At 70.3% G+C, this 14,461-nt stretch carries 12 protein-coding genes; 2 read left to right on the top strand and 10 right to left on the bottom strand.

Annotation, left to right across the window (positions count from 1 at the left end):
* Positions 1-7: 7 nt before the first annotated feature.
* On the bottom strand, positions 8-973 hold the full coding sequence (locus AB0H21_RS18055) for a TIGR03557 family F420-dependent LLM class oxidoreductase (protein WP_358517533.1): 966 nt from the start codon (positions 971-973) through the stop codon (positions 8-10).
* A 463-nt stretch (positions 974-1,436) separates the two neighbouring features.
* Between AB0H21_RS18055 and rny the strand changes: the two genes are divergently transcribed.
* Positions 1,437-3,056: a ribonuclease Y gene (gene rny, locus AB0H21_RS18050; RefSeq protein WP_358517531.1), complete on the top strand. Its 1,620-nt coding sequence runs from the start codon at positions 1,437-1,439 to the stop codon at positions 3,054-3,056.
* Between the two features lie 57 nt (positions 3,057-3,113).
* Here rny and AB0H21_RS18045 read toward each other — a convergent pair whose 3' ends face one another.
* From AB0H21_RS18045 to AB0H21_RS18020, 6 genes are read right to left on the bottom strand one after another with little or no spacing between them, the layout of a single operon-like run.
* Positions 3,114-4,964 (bottom strand): prolyl oligopeptidase family serine peptidase, encoded by a 1,851-nt coding sequence (locus AB0H21_RS18045; RefSeq protein WP_358517529.1) that lies wholly within the window; start codon positions 4,962-4,964, stop codon positions 3,114-3,116.
* A gap of 15 nt (positions 4,965-4,979) precedes the next feature.
* On the bottom strand, positions 4,980-5,948 hold the full coding sequence (locus AB0H21_RS18040; protein ID WP_358517527.1) for an oligopeptide/dipeptide ABC transporter ATP-binding protein: 969 nt from the start codon (positions 5,946-5,948) through the stop codon (positions 4,980-4,982).
* The gene (locus tag AB0H21_RS18035) at positions 5,945-6,931 is read right to left on the bottom strand and encodes an ABC transporter ATP-binding protein (protein ID WP_358517525.1); all 987 of its coding nucleotides are present in this window, start codon (positions 6,929-6,931) and stop codon (positions 5,945-5,947) included. Before AB0H21_RS18035 ends, AB0H21_RS18040 begins: the two co-directional genes overlap by 4 nt.
* Positions 6,931-7,782, bottom strand: coding sequence for an ABC transporter permease (locus AB0H21_RS18030; RefSeq protein WP_358517523.1), 852 nt, complete (start codon positions 7,780-7,782; stop codon positions 6,931-6,933). The genes AB0H21_RS18035 and AB0H21_RS18030 overlap by 1 nt, the downstream gene beginning before the upstream one ends.
* On the bottom strand, positions 7,779-8,747 hold the full coding sequence (locus tag AB0H21_RS18025) for an ABC transporter permease (RefSeq protein ID WP_358517521.1): 969 nt from the start codon (positions 8,745-8,747) through the stop codon (positions 7,779-7,781). Before AB0H21_RS18025 ends, AB0H21_RS18030 begins: the two co-directional genes overlap by 4 nt.
* Before the next feature lie 10 nt (positions 8,748-8,757).
* Positions 8,758-10,449, bottom strand: coding sequence for a peptide ABC transporter substrate-binding protein (locus tag AB0H21_RS18020; RefSeq protein ID WP_358517519.1), 1,692 nt, complete (start codon positions 10,447-10,449; stop codon positions 8,758-8,760).
* Positions 10,450-10,627: 178 nt separating this feature from the next.
* Here AB0H21_RS18020 and AB0H21_RS18015 point away from each other — a divergent pair, with 178 nt between their 5' ends.
* Entirely contained in the window at positions 10,628-11,362 is a 735-nt protein-coding gene (locus AB0H21_RS18015; protein WP_358517517.1) for a TetR/AcrR family transcriptional regulator, read from the top strand.
* Here the strand turns inward: AB0H21_RS18015 and AB0H21_RS18010 are convergent.
* The 3 genes from AB0H21_RS18010 to AB0H21_RS18000 are packed head-to-tail and all read right to left on the bottom strand — an operon-like array spanning position 11,337 to position 14,352.
* Entirely contained in the window at positions 11,337-12,419 is a 1,083-nt protein-coding gene (locus AB0H21_RS18010) for a M20 family metallopeptidase (RefSeq protein WP_358517515.1), read from the bottom strand. The two genes, AB0H21_RS18015 and AB0H21_RS18010, sit on opposite strands and share 26 nt — an antisense overlap.
* On the bottom strand, positions 12,416-13,297 hold the full coding sequence (locus AB0H21_RS18005) for an alpha/beta hydrolase (protein ID WP_358517513.1): 882 nt from the start codon (positions 13,295-13,297) through the stop codon (positions 12,416-12,418). Before AB0H21_RS18005 ends, AB0H21_RS18010 begins: the two co-directional genes overlap by 4 nt.
* On the bottom strand, positions 13,294-14,352 hold the full coding sequence (locus tag AB0H21_RS18000; protein ID WP_358517511.1) for a tartrate dehydrogenase: 1,059 nt from the start codon (positions 14,350-14,352) through the stop codon (positions 13,294-13,296). The genes AB0H21_RS18005 and AB0H21_RS18000 overlap by 4 nt, the downstream gene beginning before the upstream one ends.
* Between the last annotated feature and the right edge of the window lie 109 nt (positions 14,353-14,461).

Below are 14,461 nucleotides of genomic sequence, written 5' to 3'. Positions count from 1 at the left end.
TGGGCCGTCACAGATCACGGAGCGCCGGGAGGAGTTCCTTCTCCGCCCAGGTGAGGAACTCCTGCTGGTGCTCGGCGCCGATCTGCACCAGCGCGACGTGCGTGAAGCCCGCGTCGATGAACTTCTTCACGGCCTCCACCACCTTGTCCGGGTCATCGCCGCAGGGCACCTGGGACGCGACGTCGTCCGGGCGGACGAACTTCGCGTACGACGCGAAGTTCACCGGAGCCGGCAACTCGGAGAGCACCTTCCAGTCCGCGGCGAACCACCTCCACAGCCGGTGGGCCCGCTCCTTGGCCGCCTCGATGTCGGTGTCGTAGGAGACCGCGACCTGGCCGTAGACGGGCTTGCCCTCGCCGCCGGTGGCGTGGAAGCGGTCGACCAGGTGGGCGTCGGGATGGACCGCGATCAGCGCGTCGCCGTACTCCGCGGCGAGGTCGGCCGACTGCGGCCCGGAGGCCGCGATGCCGACCGGCACCGGCTCGTCCGGGAGGTCGTACAGCTTGGCCGAGTCGACGGTGTAGTGGTCGCCCCGGTAGCTGATGTAGTCCCCGGAGAACAACGCCTGGATGATCTCGACGGCCTCGCCGAACATCTCGTGGCGGATGTTCACCGGGGGCCAGCCCCGGCCGACGACGTGCTCGTTCAGGTTCTCACCCGCGCCGAGTCCCAGCGTGAAACGTCCGTCCGACAGCGCGCCCATCGTGGCGGCCTTCTGGGCCACCACGGCCGGGTGGTAACGCATGATCGGGCAGGTGACGTAGGTCATCAGCGGGATGCGCTCGGTGGCGTGGGCTACCGCGCCCAGCACCGACCAGGCGTAGGACGAGTGGCCCATCTCCTCGAGCCACGGGAAGTAGTGGTCGGACATGGCCTCGTAGTCGAACCCCGCGCGCTCGGCGCTGACGGCGTCATCGACCAGCCGCCGGGTGGGAGTCTGCTCGCACATGAGCGTGTAACCGATCTCTGCCATGGCGCCCCCATACCCTCGCGCCCGGCGAACGTGCCGTGCCTGGCGAAAAATATCCGAACCGGGCGTGTACCGAGAGGCTGGGGCGAAGCACCGCCCGAGTGGCGTTAAGCAGACTTTTCGCCCTCTGTGCGACATAGTGGGATTCATCGGGCGCGATGCCGGTGGCGGCGGACCGCGTCCAGCCGGGCCTAGGGTACAAAACTGGCTTGACGGGCGGACTTTGCTTGCTCGTTACCTCTCTGACGCTTAATCTCGACCACAGTGAGGAGCTACTCCGCGCAGTGCGGATTGCCATAACGGTGTTCGACGGACGATTTAGACCGATCACACCCAGCGGCCGGATGCCTTCCGTGTCCGGGCGTTGGACATATTTGTCTGACAAGAATCGCCCGCTCGGGCGAGTCCGTGCCGCGTGTGTGGCCCTCGCGTGCTCAAGCTCGCGACGCGAGGAGGGTTGGCGCGCATGGATTCGACGATCGTGATCATGCTGGCGGTAGCCGTTGTCCTGCTGGCGCTCATCGCGATCGTCGCCCTGGTCGTGCTGATACGCCGCACCGGCGGCGACCGCACCGGCAGGCGCGGCCCGACCGCCGAGCAGCTCGCGGACGTCCACGCCGAGCTTGAACAGGCGCGGCGCGAAGGGCTGGAGATCCGCGTCAAGGCCGAGACCGACGCCGGTGAGATGGTCCGCAAGGCCGAGGCGTCCGCCGAGAACGCCCTGCGCATGCGCAAGGAGGTCGAGGACGAGTCCCGCGTCCTCAAGACCGAGCTCAAGGAGCTCAGGTCCGACCTGGAGCGCCGGGAGCACCGCCTCGCCGAGCGCGAGGAGCGGCTCGACGAGGAGACCCGCAGGCAGGCCGAGACCGCCAGAAAGCTCACCGAGGCCGAGACCGAGCTCACCGGGCGGCGCGCCGAGCTCGACCACGTCGAGGACCAGCGCCGCGAGATCCTGGAGCGCGTCGCCGGCCTGACCGCCGACCAGGCCAAGGCCGAGCTGGTCATGACCATCGAGAACCAGGCCAAGCGCGAGGCCGCGCTGATCGTCAGGGAGATCGAGAGCGAGGCCCGCAAGGAAGGCGAGAAGCGCGCCACCAAGATCGTCACCTTGGCCGTGCAGCGCGTCGCCACCGAGCAGACCGCCGAGTCCGTGGTGAGCGTGCTCCACCTGCCCGGCGACGAGATGAAAGGCCGCATCATCGGCCGCGAGGGCCGCAACATCCGCGCCTTCGAGTCGACCACCGGCGTCAACCTGATCATCGACGACACGCCCGAAGCGGTGCTCCTGTCCTGCTTCGACCCGGTCCGGCGGGAGACCGCCCGGCTGACCCTCGAAAAGCTCGTCCTCGACGGCCGCATCCACCCCCAGCGCATCGAGGAGGCGTACGAGCGCAGCAAGGAGGAGGTCAAGGACCTCTGCGTGCGTGCCGGCGAGGACGCGCTGGTCGAGCTCGCCATCACCGACATGCACCCCGAGCTGATCATGCTGCTCGGCCAGCTCCGCTACCGCACCTCCTACGGGCAGAACGTCCTCAAGCACCTCGTCGAGTCGGCGCACATCGCCGGCATCATGGCCTCCGAGCTGCGCCTAGACCCGATGATGCTCAAGCGCTGCACGGTCCTGCACGACATCGGCAAGGCGCTCACCCACGAGGTCGAGGGCAGCCACGCCCTGATCGGCGCCGAGATCGCCCGCCGGTACGGCGAGCACGAGGACGTCGTCCACGCCATCGAGGCGCACCACAACGAGGTGGAGGTCCGCACGGTCGAGGCGGTGCTCACCCAGGCCGCCGACGCCATCAGCGGCAGCCGCCCGGGAGCCCGCCGCGAGTCCCTGGAGGCGTACGTCAAGCGGCTGGAGCGGCTGGAGGAGATCGCCCAGTCCTACGACGGCGTCGAGAAGGTCTTCGCCATGCAGGCCGGCCGCGAGATCAGGGTCATGGTCCGCCCCGAGGCGATCGACGACATCCAGGCCCAGGTCATCGCCCGCGACGTCGCCAAGCAGGTAGAAGAGGAACTGACCTACCCCGGCCAAATCCGCATCACCGTGGTAAGAGAATCCCGCGCCACCGAATTCGCCCGCTGACCCCTCCGCCGCCATCCCACCTTGAGGTCTGCCGTGGTCACCCGGCCAGGTGGGGTGTCACCCGCCCGGAGGGGGTGTCACGGGGCCGGTGGACCAGCGTTCGCCCCGCAGCGCCGACCGCACCAGTCCCAGCATGCGCCGCTGGTCGGCGATGGCATGGTCCGTGCTGCCGGTCTCGTGGCCGCCGATGAACCAGTCGAGGACGACGTCGCCACCGGCGCGCTCGACAGCCAGGGCGTAGTCGTGGATCTGACGCGCCGGGCAGCGGGTGTCGTGGGTGGCGTGGCTGATCCAGACGGGCGCGCGGACGTCGCCGACGTAGGTGATGGGGGAGGCCCTCCGGTACGCGTCGGGCATTTCGTCTGGGGAGCCGCCGATGAAGTACCGGCACGCCCGCCGCTGCGCGGGGTTCATGTCGTCGTAGGCGGCGAGCCAGTCGGCCATCGGCACGAAGGCCAGCGCGCCCGCGAACAGGTGGGGCCGGCGGCCCATCGCCAGCAGCGACAGGTAGCCGCCGTAGGAGACGCCTGTGACAAAGATCTGGTCCCTGACGGCGATCCCCTCGGCCACCAGGCACTCGACGGCGGCATCCACGTCCTCCAGTTCCCGGTCGCCGAGCGACGGGCGGAACCCCTCGCGGAAGTCGCGGCCGAAGGTGACCGAGCCGCGGTAGTTCAGCGCCGCGTAGCCGATGCCCTCGTCGAGCCAGGCCTGCGCCTGCGGGTTGTACCGGTCGACCGTCACCATGTTGGGGCCGCCGTGCAGGTAGAGGACGACCGGCCCGGGGGCGGTGGCGCCGGGCGGCGCGCAGGTCCACAGCTGTAGCGGCGTGCCGTCGGCGGAACGGATGGTGCGCGAGACGGCGCGGACACCGGCGGGGGCGGTGTCGGATCGCAGCACCGTGGTGGTGGCACCGGCCCGATCGACGTCCAGGACGGTCAGGGGGACGTCGAAGCGCTGGCGCAGCAGCCGGATGCCGTCCGCGCCGTAGTGGGAGGCCCAGATGTTCAGGTGCGTCGCGGCGACGTCAGGTTCGAAGTAGGCGCCCGAGGGGTGGTCGACGGGTGTCACCTCCCCGGTGCGGACATCGAGTTCGAGCATGCGGTGGACGCCGCCGTCCACGTGCGCGAGCAGCACGCGCGCCGCGTCGTCGGACCAGTCCAGAGGCACGACGTCGCCGGTCAGGTGCGCGGCGTCGAGGTCCAGGCGGCTCCCGTCGAGGGGGTTCCAGACGCAGGGCCGGGCGAACCCGGTCCGCTCCGTCGAGACGAGCACACGCGGGTCGCCGGGCACGGGGGAGAAGCGCACCGCGCGCACGGGGCCGTCCACGCCGTCGGACAGGAACGCCAGGACGTTCCCGGAGGCGGTGTCGAGTACGGTCACCCCGAAGCGCCGCACGCTCGGGTTGTGGTCGGTGGTGTCGACGCTCGCCAGCGTCCCGTCGGCGGAGATCAGGCTGTTCCACGTCTCGTTCCGCGAGGTGAACAGCCGCCTGGGCGGCCCGCCCGCGACCAGCCACAGGCTGAACCCGTCCTCCGCGACGGCGGTGAGCACCACCTGGTCGCCCTCCCGGGCCACGTCGATGCCGCGCAGCGTGTACGGCGGCAGGTCGGGGGTCAGGTCGCGCACCGCGCCCGTCGCCAGGCAGGTCGCCATGAGGTGGCCCATCTCGGAGCCGTCGTCGTCGGAGTGGTGGCTCAGCACGGCGTCGCCCGCGGCGGTCAGCACGGCGTTCTCCGCGTCGCCGACCTTCCCGGTCACGGGCCGGGTCACGTTCGCCCGTACGTCCCACACCGACGCTCGGGGGCCGTCCCCTGTGTCGTCCGCCAGCAGGACGAGGTCTCCCGGCCCCCGGCCCCGGCGAAGGGTCAGGCACTGGCGGGCTTCGAAGAAGCGTTGCCACGACATGATCGATCGTTCCTCTCAGATGTCCGTTGGGAAGTGGCAGGCCACCCGGTGGCCCGCGCCGATCTCGGCCAGGACGGGTGGGTCGGTGGCGCACACGTCCTTCGCCTTCCAGCAGCGGGTGCGGAAGCGGCAGCCCGACGGCGGTGACATAGGGCTCGGCGCGTCGCCGTTCAGCACGATCCGGGTGCGCGCCCGCTCGGCCCTCGGGTCGGGGAGCGGGATGGCCGACAGCAGGGCGTGCGTGTAGGGGTGGGCGGGCGAGTCGTACAGCTGGTCCACCGGCGCCTGCTCGACGATCCGGCCCAGGTACATGACGGCGACCTCGTCGCTGATGTGGCGCACCACCGACAGGTCGTGGGCGATGAACACGTACGTCAGGCCGAACTCCTCCTGCAGGTCCTGCAGCAGGTTGAGCACGCCGGCCTGCACGCTGACATCGAGGGCGCTGACCGGCTCGTCCAGGACCAGGATCTCCGGTTCGACGGCGAGGGCGCGGGCGATGCCGATCCGCTGCCGCTGCCCGCCCGAGAACTGGCCGGGGAAGCGTCCCGCGTGCGCGGGGTCCAGGCCGACCAGGTCGAGCAGCTCGCGCACCCGCTCCTCCCGGCGTCCGGCGTGCAGCCCGTGGATGCGCAGCGGCTCGGACAGCGCGGCGCGCACGCTGAGGCGCGGGTTCAGCGACGCGTACGGGTCCTGGAAGACGAGCTGGATGCGGCGCCGCATCTCGGCCAGGGCCCGGCCGCGCGCCGTGGCGATGTCCGTGCCGCCGACCAGCACCCGGCCCTTGGCGGGCGTCACAAGCTTGACCAGGCAGCGCGCCAGCGTGCTCTTGCCGCAGCCGGTCTCCCCGACCAGGCCGAGCGTGCTGCCGCGCGGCACGGTGAAGCCGACCCCGGACACGGCCTGGACCGTGGCCCCTCCACGCCCCGACTTCAGCCGGTACTCGGCCACCAGGCCGGTCACTTCCAGTGCTGTGGTGCTCATGCGCGCATGCTCTCGATCTCGTGTACTCGCACGCAGGCCGTCGTGTGCTCCTCGCCGACCTCCAGCATGGGAAGGCCCCCCGCGCCGCAGGCGGCCGGTTCGGCGTACCGGCAGCGGGGCTGGAAGGCGCACCCGGCCATGCGGCCGTCCGGTGGCGGCGGCTGGCCGGGAATCTGGGCCAGGCGGCGCACCCGTTGGTCCACCCGTGGCAGCGAGGCGAGCAGGCCGCCGGTGTAGGGGTGCGAGGGCCGGTAGAAGATCGACTCGACCGGTCCCTCCTCCACCTTGCGCCCGCTGTACATGACCATGACGCGGTCGGCCAGCCCTGCCACCACGCCGAGGTCGTGCGTGATCAGCAGCACCGACGTGCGCGTGCGGGCCTGCACCCGTTCGATCGTGTCGAGGACCTGGGCCTGCACGGTCACGTCCAGGGCGGTGGTGGGCTCGTCGGCGATCAGCACGTCCGGCTCGTTGGCGATGCCCATCGCGATCATCACCCGCTGGCGCATCCCACCGGAGAACTCGTGCGGGTACTGGCCCATCCGCTCGGCGGCGGACGGGATGCCGACCAGGTCGAGCAGTTCGACGGCGCGCTCGTGCAGGGCCTTGCCCGTCGTGGACCCGTCGTGGACCCGCATGCCCTCCACGAGCTGGGCGCCGACCGTCATCATCGGGTTGAGCGCGGCGAGGGCGTCCTGGAAGATGATCGAGATGTGCCGGCCGCGCACGGCCAGCAGCTCGCGTTCATGGAGGCCGAGCAGTTCCCTGCCCTTGAACCGGATCGAGCCGGTCACTTCGGCGGACCTCGGCAGCAGTCCCATGACCGCCAGCGAGGCGGCGCTCTTGCCCGAGCCCGACTCGCCGACGATGCCGAGGGTCTGCCCCTCACCGAGCGCGAAGGTCAGGCCCTCCACGGCCGTGACAGAGCCGGAGTCCGTCCGGTAGCGGACGGTCAGGTCACGGACGGCGAGCAGATCGGTCATCACGGCCTCCTTTGAACGTCGAAGGCGTCGCGCAGCCCGTCGCCCACGAAGTTCACCGCGAGCACGGTGAGCAGGATCGCCACCCCCGGCGCGTACAGCAGGTACGCCTTCGAGGTGCCGATGAGGCCGGCGGCCTGGCTGAGCATGTTCCCCCAGCTCGACTGCGGGGGCTGGATCCCGAACCCGAGGAAGCTGAGCGTCGATTCGAGGATGACGGCCGCCGCGACCGTCAGCGACATGTTGACGACGACCACGCCGACCAGGTTGGGCAGCAGGTGCCGGACGATGATCCGCGGGTTGGACGCGCCCAGCACGCGTGCCGCGTCCACGAACTCCTTCTCGCGCAGGCTGAGCACCTGCGAGCGGACCACGCGGGCGACCATCGTCCAGCCCAGCCCGGTCAGAACCAGAATGATCGTGAACGGAGAGGACCCGAGCCCCTGGAGCGCCAGCGCCAGCACGGCGATGCCCGGCACGATCAGGAGCAGGTCGGTCAGCCGCATGATCACCTCGTCGGTCCAGCCGCGGGCGAAGCCGGCGACCGCGCCGAGCAGCGTGCCGATCGCCGTGGACAGCACGGCAACGCACAGCCCGATCGCCAGTGACAGGCGCCCCGCGTAGAGGATCTCGCTCAGGTAGTCCCGGCCGAGGTCGTCGGTGCCGAGCCAGTGCGTCGCGGACGGCGAGGTGGGGCCGAGCAGCAGGTCCTGGGCGTTGCGCGGGTAGGCGGCGATCCAGTTCGCGCCGAAGCAGCAGACCAAGAGGGCGACCAGCGTGAGCAGCCCCGCCATGGCCATCCGGTGCCGGACGAACCTCCTGACGGCGATCCGGCCCTGGCTCACGTCCTTCATCGCAGGGCCACCCTCGGGTCGAGCGCGGCGTAGCCGGCGTCGGACAGCAGGTTGAGCAGGATCGTTGCCAGCGCGACGATCAGCATCCACGGCAGTAGGACGAACACGTCGCCCGCCAGCATCGAGTCGAGGAACAGCCGCCCCATGCCGGGGATCGCGTAGATCTGCTCGGTGACGACCAGCCCTCCGAACAGGACCGCCGAGTCGAGCGCGACGACGGTGACGAACGGCGCGAGCGAGTTGCGCAGCGCGTGCCGGAGGAGCACCCGCCTGCCGGGCACGCCCTTGGCGCGAGCGGTGCGCACGTAGTCGCTGGAGAGCGTTTCGAGCAGCGACGCCCGGCTGAACCGCGACCAGCTCGCCACCAGTCCCACGGTGAGCGTGATGACCGGCAGTGCCAGGTGGCGGAAGTAGTCGGCGTTGATCCCGCTCAGCCCCGGAGAGTGCAGCCCGACGAAGTAGAGGGGCGGCTCGGCCAGCCCGAACTGCTGCTTGGGCCAGACCGCGAGAGCCTGGATCAGGATCAGGCCGCACCAGAACGGCGGCAGAGCGATCCCGAGGTACGACAGACCGGTGAAGAGGTGGTCTCCGACCGAGTACTGCCGGGCGGCGGAGTAGACGCCGATGCCGAGAGCCAGCAGGGCGGCGAACAGCACGCCCCACAGGATGAGCTGGAGCGTGGTGCCCAGCGCGGATCCGATCATCGGCAGGACGGCGCCGCCGGTCCTGGTGCTGACGCCCCAGTCGCCCCCGGCGAACTCCTTCAGCCACCGCACGTACTGCTCGAACACCGAGCGGTCGAGCCCGAGCCGGGTGATCTGGTACTGCAGAGCGCTCGGGTCGTGCCCCTGTCGCAGCTTGGCAAGGGGGTCGAAGGTGGCGCGCACCGCGACGAACAGGATGAACGACGCGACGACCACCACGGGGACCGAGTAGAGAAGCCTGCGCGTGACAAAGGTCAGCAAAGATGCCACCTCACTGGGTCAGGCCCCATTCCGCAAGGTTCCACCAAGGCCCCTCGACCGGGTTGATGCTGATCGGGCCGCCGACCCGCTGGTTCCACAGCAGCACGTTGGGGACGGCGCCGAGCGGGATGGACGGCACGGCGGTGGCGATCAGCTCGTCGGCCTTGGCGGACGCCTCCTTGCGGGCGGTCTCGTCCAGCTGGGTGTCGACCTGTTCGAGCAGCTTGTCCAGCCCGTCCACCTTGGCCCTCATGAAGTTGATGCCGGAGCGGCCGTTGGCCTCGGTCGGGATCGAGGTGGAGCTGAAGGAGTTGCTGAGCGAGGGGTCGGGGAAGGTGTCCACGAGGGTCCACAGGCCCATCTGGAAGTCGCCCGCCGGGGCCAGCTTCCCGAAGATGTTGGCCGGTGTGGTGTTCCTTATGTCCATCTGAAAGCCGGCCTCCTTGAGCTGCGCCTGGAGCACCTGCTCGGTCAGCTCGCGGCGCTTGTTGCCCGCCAGCGAGACGATCGTGAACCGGGCGGGGCGGCCGTCCTTGGACCAGACTCCGTCCGTGTCCTTCGCCCAACCGGCGCCGCTCATGATCTGCTGGACCTTGGCCAGGTCGCGGGTGTACTTGGAGAAGGCGGAGGCCGCGTACCTCGAGAGGAGCGGTGACAGGAAGCTCTGCGCCGGCTGCTTGACCCCGAGCGAGCCGTACAGCCGTTCGATGATCGCTTTGCGGTCGACGGAGTAGGCGATGGCCTCGCGGACCGGCTGGGAGTCGAACGGGAACGTTTCGTTGTTCATCCAGATCGCTTCCAGGTTGCCCGTCTGCGCGTCCACCTGCGTGTTGGCGCCCGGCAGCCCGGACTTGATCTGCTCGACCGCGTCGAGCTGCGGCGTCGGGTAGATCGCGTCGAGCTGGCCGCTCTTGAACGCCTGGAAGGCGGCCGAAGTGTCAGGGGTGAACTGGAAGGTGACCTGGGCGAGTTTGGGGCGCTCGCCCCAATAGCGGTCGTTGGGGACCAGCGTCACGGAGGTGCCCCTGATCCATTGCTTGATCTTCCAGGGGCCGCCGCTGAAGTCGTAGCCGTCCTTCATGATGGCCTGCCGGTCCTTACCCTGCAGGAGATGCGAGGGCAGCACGCCGTACCCGGAGCTGAACAAGGTGCGCCAGCCCCCGTAGCGGGACTTGAGGGTGACGACCGCGGTCTTGTCGTCGGGCGTCTCCACCGAGGCGATCCGGTCGTAGCCGGTCTTATCGAAGATGTCCTTGCCGTCCCGCACCTGCAACGCGGTGTACTTGAGGTCGTGGGAGGTGATGGGCTCGCCGTCGGACCAGACGGCCTCGGGGCGCAGCTTGTACGTGATCTCGGGGCGGTCCTGGTCCTTGATCGCCGGCTCTGAGGCCATCAGTTCGGAGGCGACGGGAACCCAGTTGTCGCCCTCGCGGCGCACGTCGAACACTTTGGGGATCGTCGGGGTCTGCATGATGTAGGTGCCCCAGATGGATCCTGCACAGGTCGCGATCCAGTCGGCGCAGTCCGGTTCCTGCTCGGCGCCGATGACGATGGCGCCGCCTGTCCGTACGGGAACGGCCGCGGACGCGGACGGTTGCGGGGCGGGGGAGGTGTCGGCGGCGGTCGAGCAACCGGCCGACACGAGGGTGAGGGCGGCCAGACCGGCCAGCGCTGACGGGGGGTATCTGTGATGGTGGTTCATACGCCGCGCCTTCCTTGACAAACCGCCGAATCGGCGGAATGTGTCCCACATCGTAGGTACGCTGGTCATGCATAGCAAGGCGTCTAGGCAAAGTCATAGTCAACGGCGATGACTTGTGCTGAGGCCAATGTTTGGGCATGGTCGATTAGGCACTGCTAGGGCACGAGGAAGGAACCAGATGGGCACCAGCTCGGATCGAAGTGCCAAGTCCGCCGCGCGAGGGCGCGGCCGCCGGGCGCGCGACAGTCTGAGCAGGGCGATCATCCTGGAGGCCGCCGAGAAGATCGCCACCAGCGAAGGGCTGGAAAGCCTCACCTTCCAGGCGCTCGGCAAGGAGCTGGAGGCCCACCCGACCTCGATCTACCGGCACTTCCGGGACAAGGACGAGCTCGTCCTCGAGCTCATCGACAGCCTGCGGTCCCGCTCCTACGGCGGCACCCTGAAGAAGAGCGACTCCTGGCGCGACGATCTCCGCTCCAGCGCCCGCCACATCCACGAGCACTACCTGCGCTACCCGCAGTTCGCCTTCCAGATGGCCGCGCGCACCACCCGCAGGCCGATGGAGTTCTCCAACGTGGAGTTCGCCCTGGACGCGCTGCTGCGCGCGGGGCTTTCACCCGAGGACGCGGCGCTCCAGCTGCGGGTGTTCGGCAACATTGTGCGCGGCCTGTCGAGCATGGAGGCCAGTCTGCTGGCGCTGGACCCGGAGATCAGGACGCGCGACGAACTGGCCTGGGAGGTGGAGTACCGCCAGCTCTCCCAGGAGGAGTACCCGCACATCTCGTCCATGGCCGGCCAGCTCGCCCACATCGGCGACCCGCGCATCTTCGACCTGGCGATCGAGCTCTACCTCGACGCCATCGAGCTGCGCGCGTCCCGCACACGCGTCACCCCCGCGGAGCCAGAGCCCTGATCAGCCCCGCCACGAGTGCGGCCCGCTCGCCGAGGGCGCGCGTGTCCACCCACTCGTGGCGGGCGTGCGCGCCGCCTCCGGCCGGGCCGAGGCCGTCCAGCGTCGGGACGCCCAGCGCGGCGGTGAAGTTCCCGTCGGAGCCGCCGCCCACGGCGGCCTCGCCGAGCAAGGGCAGGCCCGCCGCCCGCGCGACGCCCCTGGCCGTCTCCAGCAGGCCGGCGGACCGGGCGCGTTCCAGCGGCGCCCGGTTGACGCCGCCGGCCAGCTCCACCGAGGCCCCGGGCAGGCTCGCGCGGATCCGCGACAGCCCACTCTCCACACGGTGCAGCTCCTCGAGGCGCCAGGCTCGCACGTCCACGTCGACGTGCGCCACATCGGGGACGCTGTTCGTCGTGGTCCCGGCCCTGGCGACCGTCGGGGTAACCGTCGTCCCGGCCTCCTGGTCGCCGAGCGCGGCGACGGCCAGCACCACATGGGCCAGCTCGACCAGCGCGTTCACGCCGGACTCGGGCTCCAGTCCGGCGTGTGCGGCCCGTCCCGCGACGGTCAGGCGGTACATCGCGCAGCCCTTGCGGGCCGTCTTGACCGCGCCGCCGTCCGCGCTCGGTTCGAGGACCAGCACGGCCGCGCAGTCCCGCGCGACCTCCTCCAGCAGGGGCCGTGAGGTGAGGGAGCCGACCTCCTCGTCGCCGGTCACCAGCATCCGCACGTGGCCGACGTCCCCTGCCAGCTCCAGCGCCTCCATGGCCATGACCAGCCCGGCCTTCATGTCGAACGCGCCGGGCCCGGTCATCCGGCCGTCCTCGACCCGGCACGGCCAGCCGGAAAGCGTGCCGCGTGGCCACACGGTGTCGGCATGGCCGAGGAGCAGCACGGACCCGTCGCCGCCGCCTCCCTCCCAGTACAGGTGCGGCACGCCGTCCCTGACGAGGCGCAGCGGACTCCCGAGCGGTGACCAGTCGCCCAGCAGCTCATAACACCCGTCCAGCCCGGCCGTGTCGCCCGACGGAGACTCGATCTCGACCAGTTCACGCAGTCGCGCCAGAGCGGCCGTCACAGCGCCCCTTCCCAGAACACGGAGAGCGCGTGGGCCACGTCCCGCGGCGCCTCCTCGCAGACATAGTGGTCGGATCGCACAGGCACGCCCGTGACCCGTTCCGCGTAGCGCCCCCAGACAGCGGGCACGTCGAAGTTCCTGCCGACATAGCCCAGCTCGCCCCAGAGGGCGAGCAGCGGCGCACGCACCAGGTGCCCCTGGTCGCGGTCCGCCGCGTCGTGCTCCAGGTCGATGCCCGCGGCGGCCCGGTAGTCGGCGCAGGTCGCGTGGACCGAGAAACAGCGCTCGTACTCGGCCATGGCGCGCTCGTCGAACGGCCACGGGCCCGCGTGCCGCCCCTCGAACCGGCTGCGCAGCCACGTCGCCGGGTCGGCCTGGATCATGGCCTCCGGCAGGCCGGAGCCGAGGGAGAGGAAGAACCAGTGGAAGTAGCTGGACGCCATCGCCCGGTCCACGTTCTCGAACATGTGCAGCGTCGGCACGATGTCGAGCACGGCGAGCGAACGCACCCGCTCGGGGAAATCGAGCGCCATCCGGTGTGCCACGCGCCCGCCCCTGTCGTGCCCGGCGACCGCGAAGCTCGCGAAACCGAGCGATTCCATCAAGGCGACCTGATCGGCGGCCATGGCCCGCTTGCTGTACGGCTCGTGGGCCGGCGTGTCGGCGGGCCTGTCGCTGTCACCGTAGCCGCGCAGGTCGGCCAGGACCAGAGTGTGCTCGCGCGCGAGCTCGGGAGCCACCCGGTGCCACATCGCCCGGGTCTGCGGGTAGCCGTGCAGCAGCAGGACAGGCGGGCCGTCCCCGCCGACCAGAGCCCGGACGCGCACGCCCTCGCGCACGCTGGACACCTCATCGAACCCGGGCAGTAGCGGCGTCATGCGCCGGACTCCAACCGCTCGACGAGCGCGTCGCACGCCTCGGCGGTGGAGAGGCGGCCGCCCAGGTCGGCGGTCACCAGGCCGTCGCGCACGGTCCGCTCGATCGCCGCGACCAGGTGGGCGCCGGCCTCGGCCTCGCCCAGGTGGTCGAGCATCATCGCGGCGGACCAGACCTGCCCGATCGGGTTGGCCGCGCCGGTGCCCGCGATGTCCGGGGCCGAGCCGTGGATCGGCTCGAACATGGACGGGTGCCGCCGCGTCGGGTCGATGTTGCCGCACGGCGCGATACCGATGCCGCCCGCGAGCGCGGCGGTGAGATCGCTGAGGACGTCGCCGAACAGGTTGGAGGCGACGATCACGTCGAACCGGCCGGGGTCGAGGACGAGGTGCGCCGCCAGCGCGTCGGCGTGGTAGCGGGTGAGCTCGACGCCGGGGTACTCGGCGGCGACCTGCTCCACGACCTCGTCCCAGAACGGCATGGTGTGGAAGATGCCGTTCGACTTCGTGGCCGAGGCCACCCTGCCTGAGCGCTCGGTGGCGAGCTCGAAGGCGTACCTGGCGATGCGCTCCACGCCGCGCCTGGTGAAGACGGCCTCCTGCACGGCCATCTCGTTCGGCGTGCCGTGGAACATCCGGCCGCCGATCTGGCTGTACTCGCCCTCGGTGTTCTCGCGCACCACCACGAGGTCGAACGGGCTGTCGTCGCGCAGCGGCCGACGCGTGCCCTCCAGAGGCCGCACCGGCCGCAGTGACACGTACTGGTCGAATTGCCGCCGGATGGGGACGAGCAGCCCCCACAGCGACACGTGGTCGGGCACACCGGGCATGCCGACCGCGCCCAGCAGGATGGCGTCGGACTCGGCGAGCCGCTCCAGTCCGTCCTCCGGCATCATCGCCCCGGTCTCGGCGTAGTACGCACAACCCCAGGGATAGTCGGTCCAGGACAGCTCGAAGCCGTGCAGCCCGCCGAGGACGTCGAGCACGCGTTTCGCCGCGGGGAGGGTCTCCTGGCCGATGCCGTCGCCGGGAATGGCCGCGATCTGGTAGCCGCGCATGCGGCCTCCTCTGTAACACTTGTAGTCTATGACATTGACTACAGATATTGCCACAGCCTCACCACCTTCCGGCAAGTGTGTGCGGTTCCTGATTTCCGTCCAGCCGCCC

The sequence above is a fragment of the Sphaerisporangium sp. NPDC051011 genome (genome assembly GCF_040653595.1).
In the GTDB taxonomy this organism is placed as follows: Bacteria; Actinomycetota; Actinomycetes; order Streptosporangiales; family Streptosporangiaceae; genus Sphaerisporangium.
This window is presented reverse-complemented; position numbering and strand designations above follow the sequence as displayed.

Coding starts and splice junctions, on each gene's coding strand:
- AB0H21_RS18055 (WP_358517533.1), bottom strand. CDS start 973: ATGGCAGAGATCGGTTACACGCTCATGTGCGAGCAGACTCCCACCCGG.
- AB0H21_RS18035 (WP_358517525.1), bottom strand. CDS start 6,931: ATGACCGATCTGCTCGCCGTCCGTGACCTGACCGTCCGCTACCGGACG.
- AB0H21_RS18015 (WP_358517517.1), top strand. CDS start 10,628: ATGGGCACCAGCTCGGATCGAAGTGCCAAGTCCGCCGCGCGAGGGCGC.
- AB0H21_RS18045 (WP_358517529.1), bottom strand. CDS start 4,964: ATGTCGTGGCAACGCTTCTTCGAAGCCCGCCAGTGCCTGACCCTTCGC.
- AB0H21_RS18020 (WP_358517519.1), bottom strand. CDS start 10,449: ATGAACCACCATCACAGATACCCCCCGTCAGCGCTGGCCGGTCTGGCC.
- AB0H21_RS18005 (WP_358517513.1), bottom strand. CDS start 13,297: ATGACGCCGCTACTGCCCGGGTTCGATGAGGTGTCCAGCGTGCGCGAG.
- AB0H21_RS18040 (WP_358517527.1), bottom strand. CDS start 5,948: ATGAGCACCACAGCACTGGAAGTGACCGGCCTGGTGGCCGAGTACCGG.
- rny (WP_358517531.1), top strand. CDS start 1,437: ATGGATTCGACGATCGTGATCATGCTGGCGGTAGCCGTTGTCCTGCTG.
- AB0H21_RS18000 (WP_358517511.1), bottom strand. CDS start 14,352: ATGCGCGGCTACCAGATCGCGGCCATTCCCGGCGACGGCATCGGCCAG.
- AB0H21_RS18030 (WP_358517523.1), bottom strand. CDS start 7,782: ATGAAGGACGTGAGCCAGGGCCGGATCGCCGTCAGGAGGTTCGTCCGG.